Source organism: Legionella jamestowniensis (assembly GCF_001467745.1).
Taxonomy (GTDB): domain Bacteria; phylum Pseudomonadota; class Gammaproteobacteria; order Legionellales; family Legionellaceae; genus Tatlockia; species Tatlockia jamestowniensis.
This window is the reverse complement of sequence record NZ_LNYG01000013.1, coordinates 759,768-783,924: the sequence shown is the minus strand read 5'-3', so window position 1 is coordinate 783,924 and position 24,157 is coordinate 759,768. Positions and strand designations below refer to the sequence as shown.

The window sequence follows — 24,157 nt, the reverse complement described above, 5'->3', positions numbered from 1 at the left end:
CGCTCGTGAGAAGGAATTGTAACATGCCTTAAAAAGAACAATTTTTTAAATTTAAATTTTTAATAAATTGGTACATTAAAAATGTACCTGCCCCAAAAAAATATATTCCCACAACCCATAACCCTAGTAATGGGTCAAGCAAAAAACCAATAAAAACAATTGCCAAAATAATAGATTGAACCAATATCGTCATTAGAAATATGCTAATGCTCTTCATAATTTTCTTTTAAATTTTCCTGTATTATCAAGTCTAATAAAAAAGTAGTTCATATAAAATAATAAAGTTATAATCGCTTATTAAAAAGCTTAAATACATGTTTAAGGGTCAAATTATTTTTTGATCAAACGATAATTATGAAATCCAACCCTATAAAAATGGTTCTCGCCAGTGCATCACCAAGACGCCTGCAAATATTACAAGAGCATGGATTAACTGCCAAAGTCATACCCGCCAATATTGAGGAAATTCAACAAAACGGCGAGGAGCCTGAAGCCTATGTCACAAGACTTGCCCGAGAAAAAGCACAAGCTGTCTTACCCCAGATTGGAGCAGGTGCTACCGATTTAATTCTGGCAGCAGATACTACTGTGGTCTACCAACATCATATTCTAGAAAAACCTCGCAACAAGGAAGATGCCTATAGAATGCTTGGCATGCTAAGCGGCAATACGCATGAAGTTTATACGGGGTATGCACTGGTTTTTTTACCAGAACAACGATGGTCAATAAATTATGCAGTCACTAGGGTTACGTTTCACCCATTAACAAAACAACAAATCCAAGACTACATCGAGTCAGGCGATCCTTTTGATAAGGCCGGTGGGTATGGTATTCAACAAGTACGACATTCCTTTGTTAAAGAAATAGATGGATCTTATTACAATGTGATGGGTTTGCCGATTGAAGAGATTTTAAAAAAAATTCCTGCCTCAATGCAGTGATTTAAAAAATTTTCTTCTCTCTGCACTATAAACCTATCACTCACTTCAATATAAAGCATATTGCCATACTAATGAATATTTTGTTTTTTTCTGGTATTATTGCGACAATTAAGAACATTTTGTCTATATCATGACTTATAAAACATTTGCAGATTTCTCTAATATTAACCTTGTTTTTGGAAATAAAGAGGAAGGTTTAAATTACGGCTACACTGCCACTCCCAATTTTTTATGTGAAAAAGCCAAAAATTTCGAAAACGAATATTATCTTTTGTATCGAAGAAGTGAATATGCAGCTCAAATCGAGTTAGCTTGTGCAAAAATATTCAAACGGCTCATGGGTTATGGCCCTGAAATGGAAATCGTTAAGGAAAAGGATGAATTTTATATTGCCAGCCGAAAAATAAGAAACTTTGTTACAGGATGCCCCCAGTTTAAAAATTCAGATGAATACGAAAAATTTTATGGGTTAGCCAGCGTGTGGGTTATTTGGTATTTTTTATGTCAATCGGATACCCACTCTGGAAATTATGGTACTTCCACTAACGAACACGATAAATTGTCGTTCGGATTAGACATGGCAGAAGCTTTGGATTTTAAAATGATGGAGTCTCCTGATTTATTACTGGCTCTAAAAAGAATTCCTTATATTGTAGAAGAACATTTCTTTGGTGTAAGTGAAGATAACCTTCCTCGTGATTATGTTGCCTCAAAAAATTTTCAGAATGAAAAAAAATCAATGATTCGTTTAGTCGGTGCTACTTCTTTTGATGTTTTTGAATCCATTATAAGGGAAGTGGTTACCTCCGATTATTACACCCATCAAAAAGTAATGATGACTAAACTTATAAAGTTTAACCAGGATCCAGAAGTGATTAATTCTATAACTGAAGAATTCTCAAAAATTGCTCCCGAACAATTTTCCGTTAATGCGTTAATACAATTATTAAAAAATAGACACCAACAGTGGCAACAGTTAATGACTGACGAACTAGAACAAGACTTCAGTTTGGCTTCTTCATCAATCTTTGTACAAGAAATGAATCGTTACCACCAGGATGACTCAGAAAGCGATGAGGAAAGCACGGATATCATTTATTCTCAAGCGAGTTATCCCGCTTATTCTTTTTTCCCTAAGGATAGTCAGTTAGAGAGTGAAGTATTAAGCGAGCAATATGAACCCAATATGTAGAGGTGCTTAGGATTGATTAAAGTTATCAATTCTCGAAGTTTTTATAAACTACTTGCTTTGCGAGAAAGCTACCCTTCCTCGCTTGCAGTATAACCACATCCTTCATGTGGGCAAATAATTTGTCGGCCAGAACGTTTGGTTTCCTTAACAGTTAATAAAGGCCAGGCGCATTTGGGGCATGGTTTGTCGATAGGTTCATTCCAAAGCGCATAGTCACATTTAGGATAAGCGCCACAAGAATAAAATATTTTACCTTTACGGGATTTGCGTTTCAGTATGGTGGCGCTGTGGCACTTAGGACATTCCACCCCTGTGTCAGCGGGTTTTTCAATAGGCTCTATGTACTTGCATTGTGGATAATTACTACAGCCGATAAAGCGACCATAACGACCTGTTTTAATATGCAGAGGGTTTGCACACTCCGGACAAACACGACCTTCTACCACATCTGCTTCAGGTTTTTCACTCTCTTGTGTATTTAAATCCTGAGTATAATCACATTCAGGATAGCCAGTACAACCGATAAACCGGCCTCGTTTTCCAAGACGAATGGCTAAAGGCTTCCCACATTTAGGACAGGCTTCTTCAAGCGTTTCAGTGGTAATGTCTTTGCGTTGAACTTGAGTGTCTGTATTTTCAATTTGACTGATAAAAGGTTTCCAAAACTCTTCCAAAACAGGGACCCATTCCCGTTCACCGCGTGATATAGCATCCAGGGTATCTTCCAGCTCAGCGGTAAACTTATAGTCAACATAACGAGTAAAATGACCTGTTAAAAAACGATTTACTATGCGACCTACGTCAGTAGGTACAAAGCGTTTTTTGTCGACTATGACATATTCACGTTGTTGTAGCGTGTGGATAATCGTGGCGTAGGTTGAAGGGCGACCAATATCGTATTCTTCCAAAGCCTTAACCAGGGAAGCCTCTGAATAACGAGGAGGTGGTTCAGTGAAATGTTGATTTGCAACAATATCTTTCAGACTAATTTTGTCACCCACTTTTAATGAAGGCAACAGGGCATTTTGTTCATCATCCTGAACGTCATCGCGTCCTTCTTCATAAACGGATAAAAAACCTGGAAAAATGATTGTAGAGCCTGTGGCACGAAAAATATTGCCTTGGCCACAAACTAAATCGACAGCGACAGTATCAATGATGGCATCTGACATTTGACATGCAATCGTACGTTTCCAGACTAAACTATATAGCTTAAGCTGGTCGGTGGTTAATGCTTGTTGGACCATTTCCGGGGTACGCCTAACTGACGTAGGACGAATGGCCTCATGGGCTTCCTGCGCGTTTTTAGATTTTGTTTTATACAGGCGAGGGCTACTCGGATAATTGTCTTTGCCATAACGCTCATGGATAAAGCTGCGGATTTCGTCAATGGCTTCATTGGCTAAGTTAACGGAGTCAGTACGCATGTAGCTAATTAAACCCGTTGTGCCTGTACCGATATCAATTCCCTCATACAGCTGCTGGGCTATCATCATTGTTTTGCGAGCAGTAAAACCAAGTTTTCGGGCTGCTTCCTGTTGTAGGGTGGACGTGATAAAAGGAGAGGCTGGTTTACGTTTGCGCTGTTTCTTCTCAATATTGTCAACCAGTAGAGCACCCTGGGCTTGCTGAAGCAGGCTATCTCTGATTTGATGGGCTCTTGTTGACTCATTTATGGTAAATTGTTGCAGTTTTTCTTGGGCGAAATGTGTAAGCCTTGCTTCAAATGCGCTACTGCTATGTTCGCACAGTGCGATAATACGCCAGTATTCCTGGGCTACGAACCGTTCTATTTCTTCTTCGCGCTCGACAATCAGTCTTAAAGCTGGGCTTTGTACACGCCCGGCGGATAAGCCTCGGCGAATTTTCTTCCATAACAAGGGCGATAAGTTAAAACCTACGAGATAATCAAGTGCGCGCCGTGCCTGTTGAGCATTGACCAAATCCATGGAAATGGAGCGCGGGTTATTGATGGCCTCCTGAATGGCTGATTTTGTAATTTCATTAAAAAAAATACGATGAACGTCTTTATTGTCTAATAAATTTCGTTCTTTCATTAATTCATACACATGCCAGGAAATGGCCTCGCCTTCGCGATCAGGGTCAGTGGCGAGCAAGAGAGAATCAGATTTTTTTAGCGCTTTAGCAATGGATTCTATGTGCCGCAAATTTTTTTCAATGGGTTTGTAATTCATGGCAAAATGTTGGTCAGGATTCACTGAACCCTTGCGTGGAGCCAAATCTCGCACATGGCCATAAGAGGCCAAAACGTCATAATCTTTGCCTAAATATTTTTGTATGGTTTTAGCTTTCGCGGGTGATTCCACGATAACCAAGTGTTTGCTCATAAAAAATTAACCTTTCCTTGTGTAATAAAAATTAATGTAAGGCTAGTTTGTCTTCTTTTTGGTATAGCACAAGATCAAGAAAAGCAAGTTGATTAGCATCAAGGTTATCGGCCAAAGTGTTGCGAATTGTCCATTTTGTTTCCTGTAACGTTACAAAACGGGATTCGGAAAATAAAAGCTGATTAATAATTATTTCCATTGTATCCTGGGCAATGATACCCCAAAGAATAAGCCGTGTTAGGAACTGATAACTTGCTTTGGTAAATTTTCGTTGCTCATCTTCAATAAAAATACGCATGGATTTGTTTTTTGCATCTTTAAGATACAGGGTACGACTTTCCAAACTTGAGTTGTCGAGAGACTCGTCATCGTCAGTGTTCACACCTACTGTTTGGCTTTCTTTTAATTGTGCCAGGCTTTTTTCAAAAAAATTCATTAACATTTCAAACAAGCTATCTTTCATTACGCACACCTCATGTAGCCACCGGGAATTGCTTTCACAAGCCCCTTTAATTCTAATGTAGCCAGGGAACTGACTACCTCTTCAATACCTAACCCGCTTCGTGCCATGATTTGATCTACGGTTGTAATTTCAAAGCCAATGCACTTTACTAGGTTTTTGTTATCCGTGGCAAGGGATAGTGTTGCGTTAGTTTGGTTGACTTGCTTACTATCCAGATTTAACTCCTCCAAAATATCCTGTATTGATGTCACTAATTTTGCTCCTTGTTGCAAAAGATAATGACAACCTCTGGCTTGCGGGTTCAGAATAGAGCCCGGGACAGCCAATACATCCCGATTTTGCTCTAGAGCGAATCGAGCGGTAATGAGCGAACCACTCTGGACTGCCGCCTCAACTACCAAAGTGGCTAAGGATAAACCGCTTATTATACGATTTCTGCGTGGAAAATGTCCAGCTATTGGTGGAGTTTTTAAGGGAAACTCACTTAATAACAGGCCTGTATGGGCAATTTTTTCTGCTAATAGTTGATGTTGCCGTGGATAAAGACAATCAATACCTGTTCCCAAAACCGCCACGGTTTTACCCTTTGCTTGCAGGCAACCTTCATGGGCTTGGGCATCAATACCTAAAGCCAAGCCACTAACAATGGTTAATGGATAAGTTGCCAATTCCATTGCAAAGCGGTGAGCTGTTTCGCAGCCAGTAACAGAAGGTTTTCGACTGCCTACTATAGCAATGGCAGGTTGTTTAAAGCATGCCAGATCACCTCGGGCATAAATAATCATGGGAGGATCAGCAATTTCTTTAAGCAAGGCAGGATAATGGGCTTCTTCAATCGAAATTAAATAATGATGGTTTTTTTCTGACCAATGCAAATCTGCTTCAATTTCTTTAAAATTAAAAGATTTAATGGATTGAGCCATGCGAGGGGAAAGGCCTGCCTGTTCCATTTGTTGCTGGGTCAAGCAAAATAATTCTTCTAGATTTGGCCACTTTTGTAATAATTTCGCAATGGTACGGGGACCTATGGATGGTATTTTATTTAGAGCGAGTAGATATGACTTATTTTCCATAAAGCTAACAATCCAATTTAACTGCAAGAGGTATGTAGGAATAGCCTATGAGATCCTGAATATGGCATCTTGCAGCAATACGAGGTGTAGGAGATAATATCACGCATTATTTGTATTAAATAGATAGTTATGGCTATACGTAAAATTCTTTATTTACCCGATGAGCGATTAAGGCTTGTTGCAAAGCCTGTTACACAGTTTGATGAAAATTTACAAACTCTAATTGAAGACATGTTCGAGACGATGTATAACGCGAATGGTGTTGGTCTTGCTGCGCCACAAATAGGTGTTAGTTTGCGTCTGTCGGTGGTCGACGTAATTGGAGATAAAACAAATCAGTTAGTTTTGGCAAACCCTGAAATTATAGCCTCTGAGGGTGAAATGGAATATCAGGAAGGTTGCTTATCAGTGCCTGGTGCTTATGATACGGTGGTGCGTGCTAGAAAAGTAACCATTCGTGCCCAAGATCGCATGGGTAAACCGTTTGAAATGACCGCCGAAGGGTTGCTATGTGAGTGTTTCCAACATGAAATTGATCATTTGAATGGCAAATTGTTTGTTGATTTACTTTCCCCACTGAAACGCGCTATGGCGAGAAGAAAACTCGATAAATACAAACGTAATAAGGCTCGTAAGTAGCTGATCTTAAATCCTTATTGTTTTAGCGAGGAGTAAAATTGAACATTGTATTTGCTGGCACCCCAGAATTTACATTACCTTGTCTTGATGCCTTGTTTAAGTCATCTCACGAGTTAATAGCGGTATATACTCAACCTGACAGGCCAGCTGGTCGGGGCCGTAAATTACAACCCTCAGCAGTAAAAAATTGGGCATTATCACAACATATACCAGTCTATCAACCCCTAAACTTTCGTAGTGAGGAAACAGTGACTATGCTGGCGACCTTAAAACCTGATGTGATGGTAGTGATTGCCTATGGTCTTATTTTGCCGCGTAACGTGCTTACCATCCCCAAATTTGGATGTATCAATGTGCATGCTTCCTTGTTGCCCCGCTGGCGTGGTGCTTCACCTATACAGCATGCCATACTTCACGGAGATACTGAAACAGGTGTAACTATCATGCAAATGGACGTGGGTATGGATACAGGCGACATGCTCGCACAAGCATGCTGTCCCATTTTATCCGATGATACAGCAGAAACGCTGCATAACAGACTTGCAAAACTGGCAGTAGAGCCTTTGTTATCGACGCTGGATGCATTGGAACAGGGACAAGCCCAGCCCAAAGTACAAAATAGTGTAGACGCAACTTATGCCAGTAAAATTCATAAAGAAGATGCCCTTATTAATTGGTCTAAAACAGCCTATGAAATTCATAATCAAATTAGAGCCTATAACCCATGGCCCATAGCTTATACAAGCACAGGGAAGGAAACAGTACGTATTTATCGGTCTCATGTGGTTGACTATGTGGGACAAGCAGTTCCCGGAACGGTTCTTAAGCTTGATAGGCAAGGCATGTTAGTTGCTACTGCTAAAGATGCCATTATGGTTGAATGTATTCAATTTCCAGGTTCAAAAGTAATGAAAATTGCCGATTGGTTAAATGCCAACCGCCCCCAACTTTACGTAAATCTTGTTTTACAATGAAAAAAAATGAACGCTTACAGGCACTACACATCTTAACAAAGGTAATGCAAGAAAAAAAACCACTTACTCGTTACTTGCAAACAACAGAAGACATAAGTCCATTTACTAAAGAACTTTGTTTTGGCGTTTGTCGGCAGTATTTCCGTTTAGAAGCCATGACTGGCAAGCTTTTGGACAAACAACCTAAAGCAATTGATGTGTGGCTTGTTTTACTCATGGGATTGTACCAGTTACAGTTTATGCAGAAACCTGATTATGCAGTGGTTAAAGAAACAGTTAATTTGTTAGCTCAACTAAAAAAAAATTGGGCCAAAGGATTGGTGAATGCTGTGTTACGCCGATTTTGTCGTGAGCAACAGCATTTATTAGTCCTTTTACAAAATGATGATGGCTTTATGTATGGTCATCCAGGCTGGTTCTTGCAGCGATTGCAAAAGGATTGGCCGCAAAAGTGGCAAGAAATTTTACTGGCCAATGATATCCACCCCCCGATGAGCTTGCGGGTTAATACGCGCCATACAATAAGAGAACGTTATTTGCAGCGGCTACAACAAGCGGGGATTGAAGCTTATCCACATCATTACTCGGTGGACGGGATACGGCTGGAAACCCCTTGTGATGTCTATACTCTGCCTGGATTTATGGAGGGGGATGTTTCCATCCAGGATGAGTCGGCACAGTTGGCCGCATCTTTACTATCTTTAAAGCCTGGGTTAAGGGTACTCGACGCCTGTTGTGCCCCCGGTGGTAAAACTTGCCATATCTTGGAAATAGAACCTCATTTGGATGCTTGTGTGGCTTTGGATGTTGATGAAAAACGCTTGCAGCGTGTAAAAGAAAATTTAACACGTTTACAATTACAAGCTACCCTCATTCAGGCAGATGCGCTAAAACCCTCATCCTGGTGGGATGGCAAGCCATTTGACAGAATCCTTCTTGATGCCCCCTGTTCAGCAACCGGTGTTATTCGACGTCATCCTGATATTAAATTGTTAAGAACAGAAGAAGAAATTGCAACTATTGTGCAATTACAATTAAATTTATTAAAACATTTATGGCCTTTGCTTTCTCCGGGTGGTTTATTAGTTTATGCTACTTGCTCGATCATGAAGGAAGAAAATGAGCAACAGATTGCAAAATTTTTAGCCGATCAAACAGATTGTACCGTAATGACGGAGAGTAAACCTTGGGGATACAATACAGGTTTTGGGTGGCAAATTTTTCCTAAAGAAAACGGTGGAGATGGATTTTTTTATAGTGTGCTGAGGAAGGAATAATTATGCAAATTAATTGGCCTCTAGTCATTGTATTAGTCTGTTTGTCTTTGCCGGGTGTGTTTATAGCTGTACCACGCCTGATTAATTTATTACTTCCTGACAATAGCGAAGTCCTAAAAAGACGCATTAGCCGGTTGGCAATGGGGCAAACGTTGTTTATGGTTTTGTTAATGACCTTTGCTGGTAGCGTATTGTCTTTAAAAACAGGTTTAAATGCGCCAATTTTAGAAGCTTTACTAGAAGGAAGGGCGAGTTTTTCCCAAGTTCAGGAAATGCTATTACCCGTTTTTTTAACAACGGTCGGTGGCTTGATTGTCTTTCTTATTTTCTATTACGGCTTTGTGCGTAGCATGCTTGATGAAAAAACCTTTCACATCATGCGTAAAGTAAGAGCCGTATTGGGTATTGATGGTTGTATTCTTTATGGGGGTGTCGTTGAAGAGGTTATTGCTCGTTGGGGATTACTGAATGTATTAACTTTTTTTTCTATTCTTTTTTCAAGAACTAAAAGTGCCTTAATTATCTGGGTAGCCATCCTTTTGAGTGGTATTGTTATTGCCCTTGGCCAGCTTCCTGCTTATTTGGCTGCAGGTTGCCAATCAAGCCGACGCTTTATTTACAGCATGCTCTTATTAAATAGTTGGCAAGCCATTTTGTTTGGGTGGATTTTTTGGCAATTTGGGTTAGTTGCTGCGATAGGGGCGCATAGCCTTTTTCATATTGGGTGGTATCTTTACGATAAAACGTAAAAATTGCGTAAACTCACACTTTCTTAATAATGACTTAATTTAGTTCATCTATTGTTTAGTTTTCTTAACCAATAATGTGATTAATTTTTATGACTAAACAGTTACATAAGTTTGCAGTTGCAACACGCGCTTATGAGGATTATCAATACAAAACTGACACTGTAAATTTACTTAGACACCTTAAGGTTGAAGCACTTGCTGGAAGTGCTGTTGCAGCTTATCGTCTGGCAAAAATATATCCGAAAAATTCAGAGCTTTTTTTAAATTGGATGAAAAAAGCAATTGATCAAGGTTTGACAAATGCGATGCTTGATATGGCTAAGAGTCTTGCTGAAAAAGGTTCACCGACTCACTTGCAGCAGGCTGCAAGTTATGTAGTACGTATTTTGCATTCAAATGACAGTTACATAAAAGCAATGACTGAAGACTTTCTGAAAGACAATCAAGTATTGTCAAACGAAGTTTCGCGTCAAATAAATAAACGTCCTTCTGGTTTATCCTTGGCGGGTTTTTTTGCCCATGGAGCAAGGTCTACAGATGTTTCTTTACCTCTATCAGATAATAAACTTCAGATCAATTAACATACAAATTTAGATTTTTAACTGTCTCAATAACGTTAAAGCTGCCAGTAACCCCGTTTCTTCTTCTGGACAAAAATCCATGGCCACCGCAAATCCAATATGCTCTTCTTCAGGTAAGCGTAAGTCTTGGTTCAAAATTGGTTGAATTTTGTTAATGAATGCGTGCATTGCCATGTCATCTATCGCGGTAAAATGCAGTTTTCTGCTGGACAACATTTCTTTTAAGGTCACATGGAGTGCATATTTCAATAAGTAGAGAGCATTTTCTTGTACCTGATTTAGGGTATTAAGCTGAATAAGGCCTCTTTCGTTATATAAATGGGTAAACTTATATTGCTCAGGTGAAAAATCATGATCAAGGATATCTGTTTGTGCCTCATAAAGAGAATTGCATCTAAAGAAAAAGAGAACTGGGGTGTTTCCAAGTAGGTTGGTAATTTTGAAGCATCCTTGAAAAACAAAAGGATTCTCCCAAACGGCAACTAGCACAAGGGTTTCAATAGTTAGTCCTGTAAATTTTTCTTCATTTGACATATGTAATTTCCTGGATGTAGAAGAAATTTTTCTCTCAATGGTTTGATTTTTACTAATAAGCAGATGACCTTGTCCCTACTATAGAAAATCTGTAGTCTAGTTAAGGGAGAATGCATTGTATACTGTTCAAAATGGATTGCTAGTTGTTTAGTCGGGTCTTTAATTTAAATAGGGAGTTTTAAATGCCATTTCCAACCATTTCTGAAATTAGTCTTCCTTCTGCCCCGAAAAAGGTTAATTTGGATGATCTCTCCCTGGATGGCAAGTTACTAAGCAATGAATCTGTTGCTAAAACAATTAGCAAAATTGAGCGTATTAAAGACTCACTACCGAAAAAAGGGCAATTTGCCCGACGATTTAAGAAAAATGAATTAGATACGCCTTACGATATTATTGCCTTTGATAACAATTATTATGCAGTTTATTACGGACTCAAGCGAAATGCTGATTTAGGTGCAGGAGGATTTGGCTATGTTAAATTGGTACAAAACATCAAAACTGGCGACTGGGCTGTTTTAAAATTAACTGTTCCAGATAAAAAAAACACTGAGTACCTGATTTTGCAAAAAGTAGACTTGGCATTAGGTTATCTTGAGCGACATGTTGCCAAAAACAATTCATTCATTGAGCTTCAGAAAAAACAACACGCACACGGTGGTGGTACTTGGTGGGTACCTGAACAAGCAAACCTTTTAATGCACCTTGCTGAAGGAGTGTCACTGGCAGAATTATATAAAGGCAATTATTTATTAGCTGCGAATAAATGGATTGAAATTATTCTGCAGGTCCTTAAAGCTTATAAAAAAATTAAAGACAAAGGGATTGTTCATAAAGATCTTAAGCTAGACAATATTTTTTATTGTTTTGCTACGAATAAAGCAACGATTATTGATTTTGGTGCCTCCAGGAAAAAACGCACGCTTCTCAATCATCCCAAAGAAAAATTTATCTATTCCAAAGGTTATACCGCACCTGAAATAGAAAATAAAAAAGAATATAGTGAAGCATCCGATATTTATGCACTGGGTGCGACTTTTTTTTACTTGCTCCATTTAAACGAGCCTACGCAATCTGTAATGAAGGATCCTGAACTTTACAAGAAACTTTATTCTTATTGTTTTTCTTGTATGGTGCATAAAGATCCCAAGGATCGTCCTTCCACGGAAGAAGCAATTCTATTTTTTGAAAAAATACAAGGTTCACTTTCCAATTTACTTCCAAAACCATTTAGAAAAATTGGTCTTTTTTCTGTCAATGAATATTTACGCTATTTAAACGAAGCAAAAAATTTAACGAAAGAAAGTTTAACTGAGGCAGTCGCTGATTTTACTGCAAAGGATGAGCAACTAACGGTGCAACCCACATTTGCTTCTTATTTTATCCATCTATTAACTGCTCCGTTCAAACGGTTTTATTCTTTTCATCCAAGTCCTGCGGACTTTCAAACAACGACTGAAAAATCCATAGACAAAAGTATGCAAATTGAACAAAAGCCAGAACAAAAAAGGTACGATCGTTCTTTTATAATAACGTTAAAATTATTTGATGAAGTATGGCTAATTGATACTGCCCAAAGAGCGACAAAAGAATACATTCAATTACGGCGGGAATTAGAAGAGCAACGAATTACAGTAGGACAACGTTGTTTTTTGTCGGAGAGCGACGATTTGAATCAGGTGATACCTGGGGTTTTAAATCAACTTGACACAGGAGGCGCTGCCAAAATTCAGAAATATTTCTGCCTAACTGCACAATCAAATATTCAATTACCACCGGGTGTTTGTCTTGTTACATTGCAACCTGAACAGGATGAAAATTATTATCAACAAATTATTGATGCTTATACATCACTTGACATTCAAGAGGAATATCAAACTATAAAGACTTCTTTGGCTATTTTAGCGAGCCAATCCCAGAGTGCAAAAAATAAATTAGAAGAGTTTGATAAACGTTTTGCAGAAGGAAAACTGTCTTTGGATTATTTAAAGGGTGGTTTAAAACAACTAAAAAAGGAAATTTCTGCACTTGAAAAGAATACCCCTTCTTTAGAAGCACCAGGGCATTCTCATATGGCATTTTTCTCAAAATTATCCAAGCACAACTCCACATCCACACAATTAATTAAAAAAATTGATTCAGAAATTGATGAGTGGTTAAGTTCTCATCAAATGATATAGAATTAAAATCCACGCGGGTTAAACATAAGGGGGCGGTGCTTCATATTGAATGCTTGTATGTTTTTCCTGCCAGTTATTAAACAACTGGCTATCTGGCCCATTAAGAAATAAATCCCAAGAAACAAGTTTAATTGCTAGTTGTTCCGCTGTTTGATGTTTGGGAACATGTGCTTCTGATAAATAAGTAGATGCTAAATCTTGCAATGTTTCAAAAAAAACTTTCTTAGCACCAAATGAATCTAGTTCTCCCCTTTCCTGAGTTAACTGCAAGTATGCTGTATATAATTCTGAGTCAGCCAATTTCACATCCGCAAATAACCCTTGAATCTTATGTAGTGATTCTGAAAGTGCATCTTCAAGCGTGCCTGCCTTGCCTGTTGCGGTAATATAGAAAGTTCCTGCCTCTACCTTACGGGCTTCAACTTGGGAAAAGCCTATCTTTTTAAGTGATTTAGATTGGCTTTTATTGATATAATCAATGCACTTATTCACTCCATTATGAATGTATTTTGTATCCCTTGATGGATTACTGTGTAGTGGATCACAGGCCACATATATTTTTAAATGCCGCGTGTCTGTTACTTGGTTTAAAAAATAATATAACATACTAACGAATTCATTCTTGTCATTTAAAGCTTCATCAATTTCTATATTTTCTAAATAATGCTCACTGGCCGAATGATATAATTCAATCCTTGAGTGTTTACCCTCTTGAGAGCGTAAACCCACACCAACGCAGGCGGTAAGATTAGAGGTCCACAAGTAGGGTTCCTCATAGCTTCTTTGAGAAAACTGTCTTTTCGCGCTATAAGAAATATGATGGATTTTGTTCTCAAAAATATCAAATTCAGTACAGTTATATTCTGTTTGGGCTTTCTTTTTTAGAAAAAACACAAGTGACTCCAATACTAAAGAAAACTATTAATAGTATAGGCTAAAACAGTAGTATACTGTTTAGTATTCTATCCATCAAAAAAAGTCGAAATAGTATCCTGCATTGCCATTGTGTCATTATAGCCTAGTTTAATTAATTCGCGTGTAAACTCTTTTTCAAATAAAAGAAAGCTCAGTAAATCACCGGAATGCCGTTTAGCACCCAGAAAATTAAGCAGAAGACGTAAAAAAAAGGGAATGCCGTAATAATGGGATTGAGCAATCGGGGCTATATCCACGCTGGGCCTTAAATGAAGGATGTCCACTGTTCGCCAGGGGGATTGCTGTTTCTTCTCCGGAGGTAACAAGCAGGAAATATTGTTCATGTGGTTAATCATTTCAATATCCCGATCAAGATTATCTAAAAATAACCCATTGATCATGCCCCCTAGAACGCGTGAGAAATCAATGTCGCTGTCCTTTATTTTTTCAGGCTCCCCCTTTTTTAACTGGCGATTCCCTATTACTAGAATTTTATCTGCTTGACAGTGGATAGCGCCACGTAGAGGGGCTTCCAATCCCAAATGGCCGTCCCCATAATGGAAACCATCTATTTTTGAAGGAGGAAAGAATAAGGGCAATGCGGTAGACGCTAGAAAATATTCCATTTCCAAATTGACTCGTTGACTAACATGCAGTGGGAAATTCCAATCCTTAAAATGTTCGCTGTGATGCTGGTAGAAGGAAATGGTTTTTTGAGTTTCATAACAGTTGCTGATGATCTCAATGGTTTCCAGATGCTGCTTTTTAATTGCAGCCTCTACATTTTGAAAATTAATATTGGTATTGAGATACCCACGAAGAGGGGATGTATCAAGGATATGCCCTAACAGGCGCTGTCTAAAAAAGAGAGTTTTCATATTACGCATGTAGGTTTTACTGAATGCATAATAGCTGGTTTTAAAAATTTGCTTACAAGTAATCTCTCCCCACAGTTCACTTAACTTATTAGTGGCTGCAGGAAAGTCAAGCGCATTTTCAGCAAGTACGGCGGTATTTATACTGCCAACACTGGCCCCAGTCAGCATGTGGAAGGGAATTTTTTTAGAGTTCAAAATGGTGCTGATTGCTTTGAGAGCCCCTGCCTGATAGGCTCCTCGGGCTCCACCACCTGCCAAATAAAGCGCTATTTTGGTCATCGTCTATTCTTGGGGGACAAGGTAAAAATAGAATATAGTTCTGTTGAGAAGTGCTGGCAAGAAATAATTGAGACTCAAAATTACTATAAATTATTATGCAATATAAAGCATAGATGCCTTATCTGTTCATGATGACGCCACTTCGAACTTATGAAAGAATATAGCATCCGAGGTTAGTGTTTTTGATTGCATGAAAAGAGTATTCAAATTAATCCCCATCGAGTTTTTAAAACCAGGCCGTTATCAGCCCAGGAAATATTTTGAAGAGAATGCTTTGCAAGAGTTAGCTGACTCCATTGCTTCACAGGGATTAATCGAGCCTTTGGTGGTTCGGGAATTGTCAAAAGACAGCTTTGAAATCATTGCTGGAGAGCGACGGTGGCGTGCTGCTATGCTGGCTAGATTACCAGAGCTTCCTTGCTTAATCGGTGAATATACTGATGAACAAGCGGCCGCCGTGACGTTAATTGAAAATATCCAACGAGAAAATTTAAATTTAATCGAAGAAGCTGAAGGATATCGCCGGCTGCTGGAAGAATTTCGTTTTCAGCAAGATGAAATAGCGGTATTGGTAGGGAAATCCCGTAGTCATATTGCCAATATTTTGCGCTTGTTAACATTAAGTCCTGCTATCCAGGAGCGTGTGAAGTCAGGTCAACTTTCCATGGGACATGCAAAAATGTTGGTTGGCTTAACCAGTGAGCAGCAACATTTTTTTGTACAGCAGATTATCGAAAACGAATGGTCGGTACGTTATCTGGAAAAACAGGTTAAAAAAATAAAAGAGGGAGAAGTGTTGCGCAGTCCACAACGGGATCGGGATATTGAGCGTTTAGAAGCCAAAATAGCAGAGCAAATAGGCGCTCCTGTACAAATTGTAGCTAATGAAGGGAGTGGCGGATGGCTGCAAGTAAAATTTTTTGATAATGATACGCTGGCGGGACTTCTGGAGCGCATGGGCTTGCGTTATGATTAACATCTCTTTCTACAATTCAATGTGAGGAAAACTAAATTGATGAAAAGGATGTTGTCAGGTACATTGTTAACCTTGGTAGCGGCATCTTCCTATGCCAGCTTTCAAAGCGGTGCAGATAAATTAATCAATCAAGTTTCTCCTTCACTTAATATAGGGGTAGAAGTGGTTGATTTAACAACCGGTGCTACCCTTTATCACCGAAACTCAAATCGCACTTTTGTTCCTGCAAGCAATATGAAGTTATTTTCTGATGCAGCGGCACTGATGGTGTTAGGCCCAGACTATCGTTTTCGAAATCAGTTAAGTACAAATGCCTCGCAATTGAAACAAGGTGTCTTAAAGGGTTCACTGTACTTACATCTTTCAGGTGACCCTTCCTTTAATCATGAACGGCTTGCAAGTCTTATTGCTGGTTTGAAAAATTGGCACATCAATCGCATTCAAGGCAATGTTTATATCGATAGCAGTCATGCTTCTGTTAATCCTTATCCTCCAGGGTGGATGGCCGAAGATTTAGTTTATAGCTATGGTGCACCTATTGCACCTTTAATGATTGACACCAATCGTTTAACAATAACGGTCAATCCTTCTGCTAAAGCTGAAGAACCGGCTATTATTGAATCGAATGATGCCAGCCACAGTATGGTGATTGATAATCAGGTAAAAACTAGGGCTAGAGGTAGTCGTTGTGGTGTTGGCTTTACCATGGATCAGCAAAACCATGTCACTGTAAATGGTTGTGTCACGGTAGGGCAATGGGCAGTACAACAACAAATGGCAATTCGCAATCCCTTGCTTTTTGCGCAAGGTTTAATAAAGCATCAGCTTGCTGAAGCAAACATTGTGCTGGAAGGCAGTGTAGTATTGGGTAAGGCACCTGCAGGTTCTTTATTAATTGCCACGGAATCCTCCAAACCGATTTCACAACTCATGGCGGATACGCTGAAGCCTTCTGATAACCTTTATGCAGATAGTCTCTTCTTGCATGCGGCAGAGAAACTACAGGGCTCACCGGTGAATTGGGCAGATGCACAATCCATTGTTAAAAAATTCATTCAACAACAAACAGGTATTGAGCTGAAAAATGCTATTTTGACCGATGGGTCGGGTTTGTCCCGCCATGATTTGTTGACGCCTCGACAAACCGTTGGTTTATTACGTTTTCTACATGATAAATTCCCATTATCGTATGAATATATTGCGGCGCTGCCAGTTTCCGGTCGTGATGGAACATTACAGAAACGCTTCAAAGGTCCTGCCCAACAAGATCTCGTACGTGCTAAAACGGGGACTATGAAAGGTATAGTCAGCCTTTCAGGATATCTTTACACCGCTAATGCACATACGTTGGCTTTTGCAATCTTTGTTAACCATGTCCCAGGGACTAAATCCTCAGTTGCTGGAAAATATCGTTACGTGGTAGATGCATTGTGTACCTATTTTCTACAACAAAAACCAGGTAATAATACTTGGGCAAAAGTATTTTCCCCTCATGGTCGTTTAAAATTCCAGCAAAATCCTACCCAGGCTGAAGTACAGCGCGGAAGACAAGCTCGTTGGCGCCGATTAGAGACGGTCGTCAAAGAAGCGCTGAAAGGACAATTGGTAACCGTCATTTATCGCGGGAATGAATTGGTCCTTAAAGATAATCAGGCTGATGCAAGCCGCGTATTAAATGCACTTAAAAACTTAAGAAATAAATACTCCTTTGCTGTGGCTTTGTCATCGAAACTAATACCGACAGGTGTGGGGGTCAAACCACTGGTGCTATGGATGGAAAAAACAGATTCTGATAAAACACAAAGAGTTTGGACCATACGGGAAGCTGTTAGTTAATCAGAGAAGATGCGGTACTCCTTTGCGATTGCCGCAACTTATCGAAGCTTCCAGTTAAGAGATGCTTATAAAAGCAACACCAACAAAAATGAGAGTGCCCCCAATTATCACGGATGCATCAATGTGGTTTTCTCCGAAAAGAAGCCAGGTGAAAAGGATAATAAATAAGGGATAAATTAATTCGACAATACCTGCTAAGGTTGCATTTTTAAATTGTATCGAGTAGACAATAAAAAAACTTGCTGCAAGAACAATAATGACTTCAAGAATAGTGAGCCACAGCAAATTGGAGTCCGTCATAAGAAGGGCTATGTCTTTTTTAAATGTGGTGAAATAAGACATCAGTAAAAAAACAATAGCGCCAACTAACATTTCCAAGGCTAATAAGGTGACTGGAGATATACTCTGAAGTACTTTTTCCGCAAGCGAATAATTTAACCCCCATAAAAGTGCTGCTGTAATTGCAAAGACTAGCCACATTATTGTCTCCTGATCCCTTTCATACTTAATGTGCACAAAAATTAACAATTTATTGGGTAATTGCTCAGACTTTAGTAAGTCTCTAGATTAAACGTTATTTCACCGGAAAATTAAAAAGTTCTATCATACGGACTTATTCATTGAATAAATAGATCATTTTTTATTTTGAAAATGTAACAGTATTGTAAATTTTATCTTTCTAAATGCGCAAATAATACTCTCTTAAGCAAAGTTCTATACTTTATAATTAACGGCTTAATTCGGGTACTGCATAATGGCTTTGCTTTTAGATTTACGAACCTATGTCGCCAATAAAGGAAACTCTGTCGAAGATGCGATGAAAAAGAGTTTTTTTAACGACATTATCCAGTTACTTGAAAACGATAAGCTCTCTGTTGCGGCTTTAACCGAAAAATTAGCAAGTTTAACCGATAAGGAACTGATAAGCCTGTTTTGGTGGGCGCGCAAAAAGGATAGATCAGCCAATTCACAGGCAGCTAGGTGGATTGCCAAGCTGTATGAACATCTTGGGGTATCGAAGGAAGATTTTTCATTAGAAAACATTGTGACGAAGGGTATTTCTGAGGAAGATAAAAAAAAATTAGCAGGATCTCTTTATCGTCAGTGGCAAAGTCACCCAACATCAAGCGTTGAAAGACAACACCTCGAGCATGAGTTTAAAGAATTATTGGGTATTAATTATCCGAATCTTTCCCTGGCGCAAAGTCTCATAAAATTTTATGAAAATGATAAGGCATTACCTCACCTGGACGATAAATTAATTTTACTGTGGGGGAAGGCGCCTGAATTTTTTTCTTTTCTGCTCCATGAATTATGCTCCTATTTACTCTTGCAAGACACTGAAAACAATAAAACATTAGAATTTATACAAATAATACTGGATATCGTGCACGATAAGCAGGAGCTACTGGATAACGTCATCTATTCACATCCTTTATTGGCTGCTGCACTAGTTAAAGAGAATCCAGAAAAATTTTTTAGTCTTCCTGTCAGTTTACAAAGACAAATACAGCCCTTTATTGGTGAAGATACCTTGCAAGAAATCAAAGAGAGTATTAATCAAACACCTCTCTTTTTACACCAGCAAGCTGAACAAAAAACTGTTTTATTTTCGTTACTACAAGCTCCTGATCAACGAGCAAATGCCCTTAACGAAGATGCTGAAAGCAGTACTTCCTATAGACATCTTGAAACTACAATTTATGACCATTTGAAAGATCGGGAAGAGGTACTGATTGCTTTTCATCAAGCAGACCCTGCTCTTAAAGCAATAAAAAAATATCTGGCAGAAAAACCCAATGCTTATAAAAGCAATTTTTTCAGTAATTTAATGGATGATATCAACCGAAATGGATTGACGGTACAGATACTGAATAAACACATGCAACGTGTAAATAAAGATGCTTTATTTGCCAAATGGAGCGGTAAACATAATTCACGGGCGGCCGGTTTGATCTTTGAATTATATAAACGGGCAAATTTGACCAATAACGATGAAGACATTGAATTTATAAAAAATAATCTGCTCAAATCCCATGAAGATGCTCTTTATGCTCTTTATGATCTTAAGCAGGAACATGAAAAAGAAAAGTTTTTTGAACACCACATTCAACCAGGACTTAAGGAAAAAGTGAGCCAAGTACTCCAACATCCCGAGCAAGCCACCCAGTCATTGGTTGGACGTCAAATTGAAAAAACCATTCATCACTACCAATCTATGGTCCAATTCTCTCAAAGGGATTTGGCAAAGAAACAGAAGACAGCAGAAGCGGTTTATCAGAATTATTTAGTAACCAAAGCGTTGGAAATAGCCCAACGCACTGAAGCAAAAAAACTCATTTTTGACCCTCAGGGACATGTCATTCTTGCGCTTACATTAAATGATGCAAATTATGCTGAAATTTATCGATTAATCACGGGAAGAGAAGGAACAAAAGACGATTTAACCAGTCTGCTTGGTAGTGAGGTGACTCCCGTTACCTGGTGTAATATCGATATTGAGAAGGTCCCTAATCTTAAAGATAAATTTAAAGCCAGGATGGATAGCACCCGTGGTATGGATGTGCTTTTGGATAACTTCTTTGCCTCTTCCCGACGCTCTAGCGTCATCGCGCTGCAAGAAGAGCTTATGATGCATGTTTCTTTGAGTCTGCGGGCCCTGGAAAAAAATGCCAAAGTTGCTTTACTCACGGAAGACGCGCGTCTTGAGTTAATGCAAGCAATTAATACGATGACGTTGGATGAATTTGCGAGTGTGTTAAAAGCATCAGCTACCGGTACTACTATTGATTATGTTGGCTTAAATAAAAAATTGGATAAAGCACGGGTTGAGTTGGCTAAACGTTCACGCGAACTACTCGTTGATAAAATAATGGAAGGGCGCGATCACCAGTCAATTGCTAATTTAAGCGTATTACTGACAAAAGGTTTGAATAAACATTCCTTTACCAGCACAACGGCAACAGGCTGGGATTATTTAAGAACGGATGCGGACAATGAAAGCTCTATACTCATTAGCGCTACCAATGAAACGGCTCATGATAAGCAATATGGTCATGATAAAGTAGCTATCCGAGTAATTACTCGTTGCCATTATGATCCCGTTCGCCAAACTGTAACTGCACATGATAATCCTACGATCGAGGCACGAATTCCTTCTATGGCGATTAAATCAGGGTCCCATAAAAAAGCAGTAGAGGATGTTCGCGACAAGCTTGGTTATGTTCATCGATTATTAACGGCTAAAAATCAAACTTACCAAGGTCCTGTTATTTATAATCTGCTAACATCTCTGCACACCAAAGCTTACGACAACAGTTTTTTTGAATCGGCGAATAAACAGCGTGCCAGTGCGGCGCGAATTTTAAAAGGATCTCACTTATACAACTTAGCGCAATTGGAAAGTGGAAAGATGAATGCATTAGTCTATGTGCAAAATATACCGGTTAATCAACATACCAATGAATTGAGTTACGGTGCCTCAGATGGCGCCACGCGCGAAGCTGCAGTAATGACGGATTTAGCGTTATTAGCTACCTTAAGTTATCATTCGGCATCTTTTTCACCGATGCTAAGGGACAGTGTTACCTCTGCTTACCGAACTGCCCATGCCTCCTATCTATCGTTTTTACCTCAAGCACGCGATGGAGATCATTATTTTAAAGATTCCCAACAAGGTAAAGAAACGATGGAATTCTTAACTGCCCAGAAAGCATTGTGGAAAGGCACGGGTTCTATAGCGCCTGCAGCTGATTTGCAATCACTAGCTGTGCAAACTTTATTTAAAATGATGGCCAATGATGAGCATCAACGTAAACAATTTGGCATGCTTGCGCAAGCACTTTCTGTGTTCATTGAGCCAGTCTCTATCGCTGGTTGTAAAAGTGCTAATGAACGAGAACAGGCAGTAGCAGGCCGTGTAGGACTTTTAAGAAGCATTGACTCTGCAAGCCCGACAAGACTGCCTGCTGATAAAAAAGCAGTCATTGAAGCATTAACTGATTATGTTTCCGGGAATGCTACTCTTGCTGCTGTTCAGGAAAAATTGGATATTGCCTATAATAAATACAATTTACAAGGCGCTGTGGCGGCAGTGAGCATGGAAGATCAAGGGGGTCCTTCTAAAGTGCAAGCAACAGATAATGAAGATGATCCGGGGGTCATCTCCGAATTGAATACGAATTATGCTGAAACAGGCTATTTAGATTGCTTATCGCAACAACATAGTTCAGTCATGCAAGCACATAATAAGGAAACAAATTTGCCTGAAACATTCACACAACTAATTACAGCTAAAGCAGCTCCACAAGTTAGCTTCGGTGCGCGATAAGCTTCGCTAATTCGGTATAACGCCCATCAAGATTCCATAAAAGCAATCTTGAAGTTGCGAGCTTAAAGCTACTTTTAATAATATTCTACGGTTGTGGTTGTTACATCAACCGGTTCAGTGTCTACGATGTTCACTGAATCATAGACAACCGGTGTTGTTACTACGGGGGTCGTAACGACACTGCCACAGCAACTTGGTGTGGTAACCACAGCGGTAGTAGCTGTTGGGCAACATCTTCTTGGTGCAACGACCGTTTTGCAGCAGCGATTTGTATAAACAGGGGTAGATACAACACGAGTTGTAACAACGGGAGTAACACTGACTTTTCGGTATTCAACCACGTCAGTATTGGTAAAACCACAAGCTGTCAAAATGACTGACATCGGTACTAATGTTATCCCTTTCATAATTTACCTCAAGTCTTGCTCAGGTAACTGAATTGTAGAATATTTGAACATCTTTTGCCAGTTATTGATAATCCTGGGGCTTTTTCTCGTTGATATAATAGAGAAAAGTCAGCAATTGGGCGACAGCAACATACAGGCTTCGCGGGATTTCTTTATTTAATTCCACTTGAGCGAGAAGTTCGGTTAATTGTTCATTTTGCTGCAAAGGGATACCATGCTCTTTAGCAACTTTAATAATTTGCTCTGCAATAAAGCCTTCTCCTTTTGCAGTCACCTTAGGGGCTGATTTGCCATCATAGTGCAAGGCCACCGCTTTGGTTTTGTCTTTGCTCATATTTTTATATCCAACAAATGAAGATTACTGATATCCATTTCTTCAGTCAGTAAGCCGAAATCTACATTCCATAAGTTAAGTGTTAATCCCAATGGTTCCAGTAAATTGGTGAAGGTTTGTTGTTGGTCGGTCAAATAATCAACAGTTTCTTTTTTATCAGCATTAATTTGAATGTCAAGGGCAGTATCTTGTAATTTTACTTTGGCTTGTATATCCCCAAGATGACTAAGATGTATGGCAAAGCTCATAGACCAACTTAATTTAGCAGTCTTTGATGCTTGTTGTGGGCGGTGTTCTTCAATTTTCAAAGGAATAACTTCCAAACCTAATAACGTATGGATAGGTAGTTCAAATAGCAAGCGATAAGATTCACCTTGAGAGTGAAGCAAATGTAGCAGTTGGTTCGTTTCAATGCGAGCTAATGTTTGTGTGGTTTGTTCGTGCAGCATTGCTAAAATATGTTCTACTGTTTGGCCTGTAAAGGAGACGGGGGTTAAATTTCGCTGCGGTTGTGGAATGTTGCTAAGTAGAGGAAAAGTCTCTGGTTCATAGAAGGCTGCTTTTACCGAAGACGTCCCCAGCTGTTCATTGAGTAATCCGCGTAACTTAATACATTGTCCTTTAAAATCTTTCGTCAAGGGCTCCCTAGAATCTGTCTTACGCCAGTTGGCCAATGTGTTTTCTAAAAATAACCCACTATAACCTATGGCTTGTGCTAACTGCTGTGGTAAATGAGCCAAAGGTGAGAAACTGGCCAGTAAATGTTGGATTTGTTGGCTAATCATGGGTGGTAAGTTGGAAAAGGAGTTAAGCTCACTTAGACTTGCTAATAAAAAAGCGGGTGATGCCTGTTTAGGCAATGTTTGCATAAGCGCCTTGTGCAGTAAGCTGTATTCTGGCGGAGCACGCAAGATCTGTAAAACGGTTTCTCCCTTCGTCTGTACTACTTTTACCCGCAATAATTCACCTGGATTGATATGATGTGAAGTACGGGCATTAATGTTTTGGCCGTTGATATTAATCAGTACTTGATTTTCGCTTAATGCTTTTACGACCACAGTTTTTAATAGTTGCCCTACGTAAAGTTCCGTGGTTGGCTTGGTGAGTTTTAGCTCTTGCATGGGCTCAAGTCTCACCATCGGCATATTACCTGGCATATCAATAGCCATATTACTTCCTTGAGTAAGTTAATTTGCTTGTCATTTATTGAGGCATTTCACTATACTGATGCCCACTGTATCGGCAAAGCTATC

At 39.2% G+C, this 24,157-nt stretch carries 21 protein-coding genes; 11 read left to right on the top strand and 10 right to left on the bottom strand.

Features of this window, described 5'->3' with window-relative positions; all coding sequences use genetic code 11:
- The first annotated feature begins 354 nt into the window (after positions 1-354).
- Both Ljam_RS07845 and Ljam_RS07840 read left to right on the top strand, forming a co-directional pair.
- Positions 355-942, top strand: coding sequence for a Maf family protein (locus tag Ljam_RS07845; protein ID WP_058449500.1), 588 nt, complete (start codon positions 355-357; stop codon positions 940-942).
- A gap of 130 nt (positions 943-1,072) precedes the next feature.
- Entirely contained in the window at positions 1,073-2,134 is a 1,062-nt protein-coding gene (locus Ljam_RS07840; protein ID WP_058449499.1) for a hypothetical protein, read from the top strand.
- A 68-nt stretch (positions 2,135-2,202) separates the two neighbouring features.
- On the opposite strand, the gene topA is transcribed toward Ljam_RS07840, so the two are convergent.
- Genes topA through dprA form a run of 3 tightly spaced genes read right to left on the bottom strand, consistent with a single transcriptional unit; the run spans position 2,203 to position 6,018 of the window.
- Positions 2,203-4,482, bottom strand: coding sequence for a type I DNA topoisomerase (gene topA / locus Ljam_RS07835; RefSeq protein ID WP_058449498.1), 2,280 nt, complete (start codon positions 4,480-4,482; stop codon positions 2,203-2,205).
- A gap of 31 nt (positions 4,483-4,513) precedes the next feature.
- Positions 4,514-4,945: a DUF494 family protein gene (locus Ljam_RS07830; protein WP_058449497.1), complete on the bottom strand. Its 432-nt coding sequence runs from the start codon at positions 4,943-4,945 to the stop codon at positions 4,514-4,516.
- On the bottom strand, positions 4,945-6,018 hold the full coding sequence (gene dprA, locus Ljam_RS07825; protein WP_058449496.1) for a DNA-processing protein DprA: 1,074 nt from the start codon (positions 6,016-6,018) through the stop codon (positions 4,945-4,947). Before dprA ends, Ljam_RS07830 begins: the two co-directional genes overlap by 1 nt.
- 129 nt (positions 6,019-6,147) lie before the next feature.
- Here dprA and def point away from each other — a divergent pair, with 129 nt between their 5' ends.
- The 5 genes from def to Ljam_RS07800 all read left to right on the top strand — a co-directional run bounded on the left by def (position 6,148) and on the right by Ljam_RS07800 (position 10,238).
- Positions 6,148-6,657, top strand: coding sequence for a peptide deformylase (gene def, locus Ljam_RS07820; protein WP_058449495.1), 510 nt, complete (start codon positions 6,148-6,150; stop codon positions 6,655-6,657).
- A 38-nt stretch (positions 6,658-6,695) separates the two neighbouring features.
- A complete protein-coding gene (gene fmt / locus Ljam_RS07815; protein ID WP_058449494.1) occupies positions 6,696-7,631 on the top strand; it encodes a methionyl-tRNA formyltransferase in 936 nt (311 codons plus the stop codon).
- A complete protein-coding gene (gene rsmB / locus Ljam_RS07810; protein WP_058449493.1) occupies positions 7,628-8,908 on the top strand; it encodes a 16S rRNA (cytosine(967)-C(5))-methyltransferase RsmB in 1,281 nt (426 codons plus the stop codon). Before fmt ends, rsmB begins: the two co-directional genes overlap by 4 nt.
- A gap of 2 nt (positions 8,909-8,910) precedes the next feature.
- On the top strand, positions 8,911-9,657 hold the full coding sequence (locus Ljam_RS07805; RefSeq protein ID WP_058449492.1) for a CPBP family intramembrane metalloprotease: 747 nt from the start codon (positions 8,911-8,913) through the stop codon (positions 9,655-9,657).
- Positions 9,658-9,746: 89 nt separating this feature from the next.
- The gene (locus tag Ljam_RS07800) at positions 9,747-10,238 is read left to right on the top strand and encodes an SEL1-like repeat protein (RefSeq protein ID WP_058449491.1); all 492 of its coding nucleotides are present in this window, start codon (positions 9,747-9,749) and stop codon (positions 10,236-10,238) included.
- Between the two features lie 9 nt (positions 10,239-10,247).
- Here Ljam_RS07800 and Ljam_RS07795 read toward each other — a convergent pair whose 3' ends face one another.
- Positions 10,248-10,772: a hypothetical protein gene (locus Ljam_RS07795; RefSeq protein WP_058449490.1), complete on the bottom strand. Its 525-nt coding sequence runs from the start codon at positions 10,770-10,772 to the stop codon at positions 10,248-10,250.
- A gap of 182 nt (positions 10,773-10,954) precedes the next feature.
- Between Ljam_RS07795 and Ljam_RS07790 the strand changes: the two genes are divergently transcribed.
- A complete protein-coding gene (locus Ljam_RS07790; protein ID WP_058449489.1) occupies positions 10,955-12,949 on the top strand; it encodes a protein kinase family protein in 1,995 nt (664 codons plus the stop codon).
- An 18-nt stretch (positions 12,950-12,967) separates the two neighbouring features.
- Here the strand turns inward: Ljam_RS07790 and Ljam_RS07785 are convergent, their stop codons facing one another.
- Both Ljam_RS07785 and Ljam_RS07780 read right to left on the bottom strand, forming a co-directional pair.
- On the bottom strand, positions 12,968-13,843 hold the full coding sequence (locus tag Ljam_RS07785) for a hypothetical protein (RefSeq protein ID WP_058449488.1): 876 nt from the start codon (positions 13,841-13,843) through the stop codon (positions 12,968-12,970).
- A gap of 68 nt (positions 13,844-13,911) precedes the next feature.
- Positions 13,912-15,021 (bottom strand): patatin-like phospholipase family protein, encoded by a 1,110-nt coding sequence (locus Ljam_RS07780; protein WP_058449487.1) that lies wholly within the window; start codon positions 15,019-15,021, stop codon positions 13,912-13,914.
- Positions 15,022-15,211: 190 nt separating this feature from the next.
- On the opposite strand from Ljam_RS07780, the gene Ljam_RS07775 reads away from it, so the two are divergent.
- A complete protein-coding gene (locus Ljam_RS07775) occupies positions 15,212-15,997 on the top strand; it encodes a ParB/RepB/Spo0J family partition protein (RefSeq protein WP_058449486.1) in 786 nt (261 codons plus the stop codon).
- Between the two features lie 39 nt (positions 15,998-16,036).
- On the top strand, positions 16,037-17,833 hold the full coding sequence (gene dacB / locus Ljam_RS07770; protein ID WP_058449485.1) for a D-alanyl-D-alanine carboxypeptidase/D-alanyl-D-alanine endopeptidase: 1,797 nt from the start codon (positions 16,037-16,039) through the stop codon (positions 17,831-17,833).
- Positions 17,834-17,887: 54 nt separating this feature from the next.
- Here dacB and Ljam_RS07765 read toward each other — a convergent pair whose 3' ends face one another.
- Positions 17,888-18,313: a DMT family transporter gene (locus tag Ljam_RS07765; RefSeq protein WP_058449484.1), complete on the bottom strand. Its 426-nt coding sequence runs from the start codon at positions 18,311-18,313 to the stop codon at positions 17,888-17,890.
- A 274-nt stretch (positions 18,314-18,587) separates the two neighbouring features.
- Here Ljam_RS07765 and Ljam_RS07760 point away from each other — a divergent pair, with 274 nt between their 5' ends.
- The gene (locus Ljam_RS07760) at positions 18,588-22,163 is read left to right on the top strand and encodes a hypothetical protein (RefSeq protein ID WP_058449483.1); all 3,576 of its coding nucleotides are present in this window, start codon (positions 18,588-18,590) and stop codon (positions 22,161-22,163) included.
- A gap of 74 nt (positions 22,164-22,237) precedes the next feature.
- Here the strand turns inward: Ljam_RS07760 and Ljam_RS15200 are convergent, their stop codons facing one another.
- From Ljam_RS15200 to fliK, 3 genes are all read right to left on the bottom strand, one after another.
- A complete protein-coding gene (locus Ljam_RS15200) occupies positions 22,238-22,570 on the bottom strand; it encodes a hypothetical protein (protein WP_131762329.1) in 333 nt (110 codons plus the stop codon).
- A 61-nt stretch (positions 22,571-22,631) separates the two neighbouring features.
- Positions 22,632-22,904, bottom strand: coding sequence for an EscU/YscU/HrcU family type III secretion system export apparatus switch protein (locus tag Ljam_RS07755; RefSeq protein WP_058449482.1), 273 nt, complete (start codon positions 22,902-22,904; stop codon positions 22,632-22,634).
- A complete protein-coding gene (fliK, locus tag Ljam_RS07750) occupies positions 22,901-24,073 on the bottom strand; it encodes a flagellar hook-length control protein FliK (protein WP_058449481.1) in 1,173 nt (390 codons plus the stop codon). Before fliK ends, Ljam_RS07755 begins: the two co-directional genes overlap by 4 nt.
- Positions 24,074-24,157: the final 84 nt, after the last annotated feature.

What these genes read in the sequence shown, in the direction of transcription:
- Ljam_RS07845 (WP_058449500.1), top strand. Translation starts at nt 355, where the DNA reads ATGAAATCCAACCCTATAAAAATGGTTCTCGCCAGTGCATCACCAAGA.
- Ljam_RS07840 (WP_058449499.1), top strand. Translation starts at nt 1,073, where the DNA reads ATGACTTATAAAACATTTGCAGATTTCTCTAATATTAACCTTGTTTTT.
- topA (WP_058449498.1), bottom strand. Translation starts at nt 4,482, where the DNA reads ATGAGCAAACACTTGGTTATCGTGGAATCACCCGCGAAAGCTAAAACC.
- Ljam_RS07830 (WP_058449497.1), bottom strand. Translation starts at nt 4,945, where the DNA reads ATGAAAGATAGCTTGTTTGAAATGTTAATGAATTTTTTTGAAAAAAGC.
- dprA (WP_058449496.1), bottom strand. Translation starts at nt 6,018, where the DNA reads ATGGAAAATAAGTCATATCTACTCGCTCTAAATAAAATACCATCCATA.
- def (WP_058449495.1), top strand. Translation starts at nt 6,148, where the DNA reads ATGGCTATACGTAAAATTCTTTATTTACCCGATGAGCGATTAAGGCTT.
- rsmB (WP_058449493.1), top strand. Translation starts at nt 7,628, where the DNA reads ATGAAAAAAAATGAACGCTTACAGGCACTACACATCTTAACAAAGGTA.
- Ljam_RS07805 (WP_058449492.1), top strand. Translation starts at nt 8,911, where the DNA reads ATGCAAATTAATTGGCCTCTAGTCATTGTATTAGTCTGTTTGTCTTTG.
- Ljam_RS07800 (WP_058449491.1), top strand. Translation starts at nt 9,747, where the DNA reads ATGACTAAACAGTTACATAAGTTTGCAGTTGCAACACGCGCTTATGAG.
- Ljam_RS07795 (WP_058449490.1), bottom strand. Translation starts at nt 10,772, where the DNA reads ATGTCAAATGAAGAAAAATTTACAGGACTAACTATTGAAACCCTTGTG.
- Ljam_RS07790 (WP_058449489.1), top strand. Translation starts at nt 10,955, where the DNA reads ATGCCATTTCCAACCATTTCTGAAATTAGTCTTCCTTCTGCCCCGAAA.
- Ljam_RS07780 (WP_058449487.1), bottom strand. Translation starts at nt 15,021, where the DNA reads ATGACCAAAATAGCGCTTTATTTGGCAGGTGGTGGAGCCCGAGGAGCC.
- Ljam_RS07775 (WP_058449486.1), top strand. Translation starts at nt 15,212, where the DNA reads ATGAAAAGAGTATTCAAATTAATCCCCATCGAGTTTTTAAAACCAGGC.
- dacB (WP_058449485.1), top strand. Translation starts at nt 16,037, where the DNA reads ATGAAAAGGATGTTGTCAGGTACATTGTTAACCTTGGTAGCGGCATCT.
- Ljam_RS07765 (WP_058449484.1), bottom strand. Translation starts at nt 18,313, where the DNA reads ATGTGGCTAGTCTTTGCAATTACAGCAGCACTTTTATGGGGGTTAAAT.
- Ljam_RS07760 (WP_058449483.1), top strand. Translation starts at nt 18,588, where the DNA reads ATGGCTTTGCTTTTAGATTTACGAACCTATGTCGCCAATAAAGGAAAC.
- Ljam_RS15200 (WP_131762329.1), bottom strand. Translation starts at nt 22,570, where the DNA reads ATGAAAGGGATAACATTAGTACCGATGTCAGTCATTTTGACAGCTTGT.
- Ljam_RS07755 (WP_058449482.1), bottom strand. Translation starts at nt 22,904, where the DNA reads ATGAGCAAAGACAAAACCAAAGCGGTGGCCTTGCACTATGATGGCAAA.
- fliK (WP_058449481.1), bottom strand. Translation starts at nt 24,073, where the DNA reads ATGGCTATTGATATGCCAGGTAATATGCCGATGGTGAGACTTGAGCCC.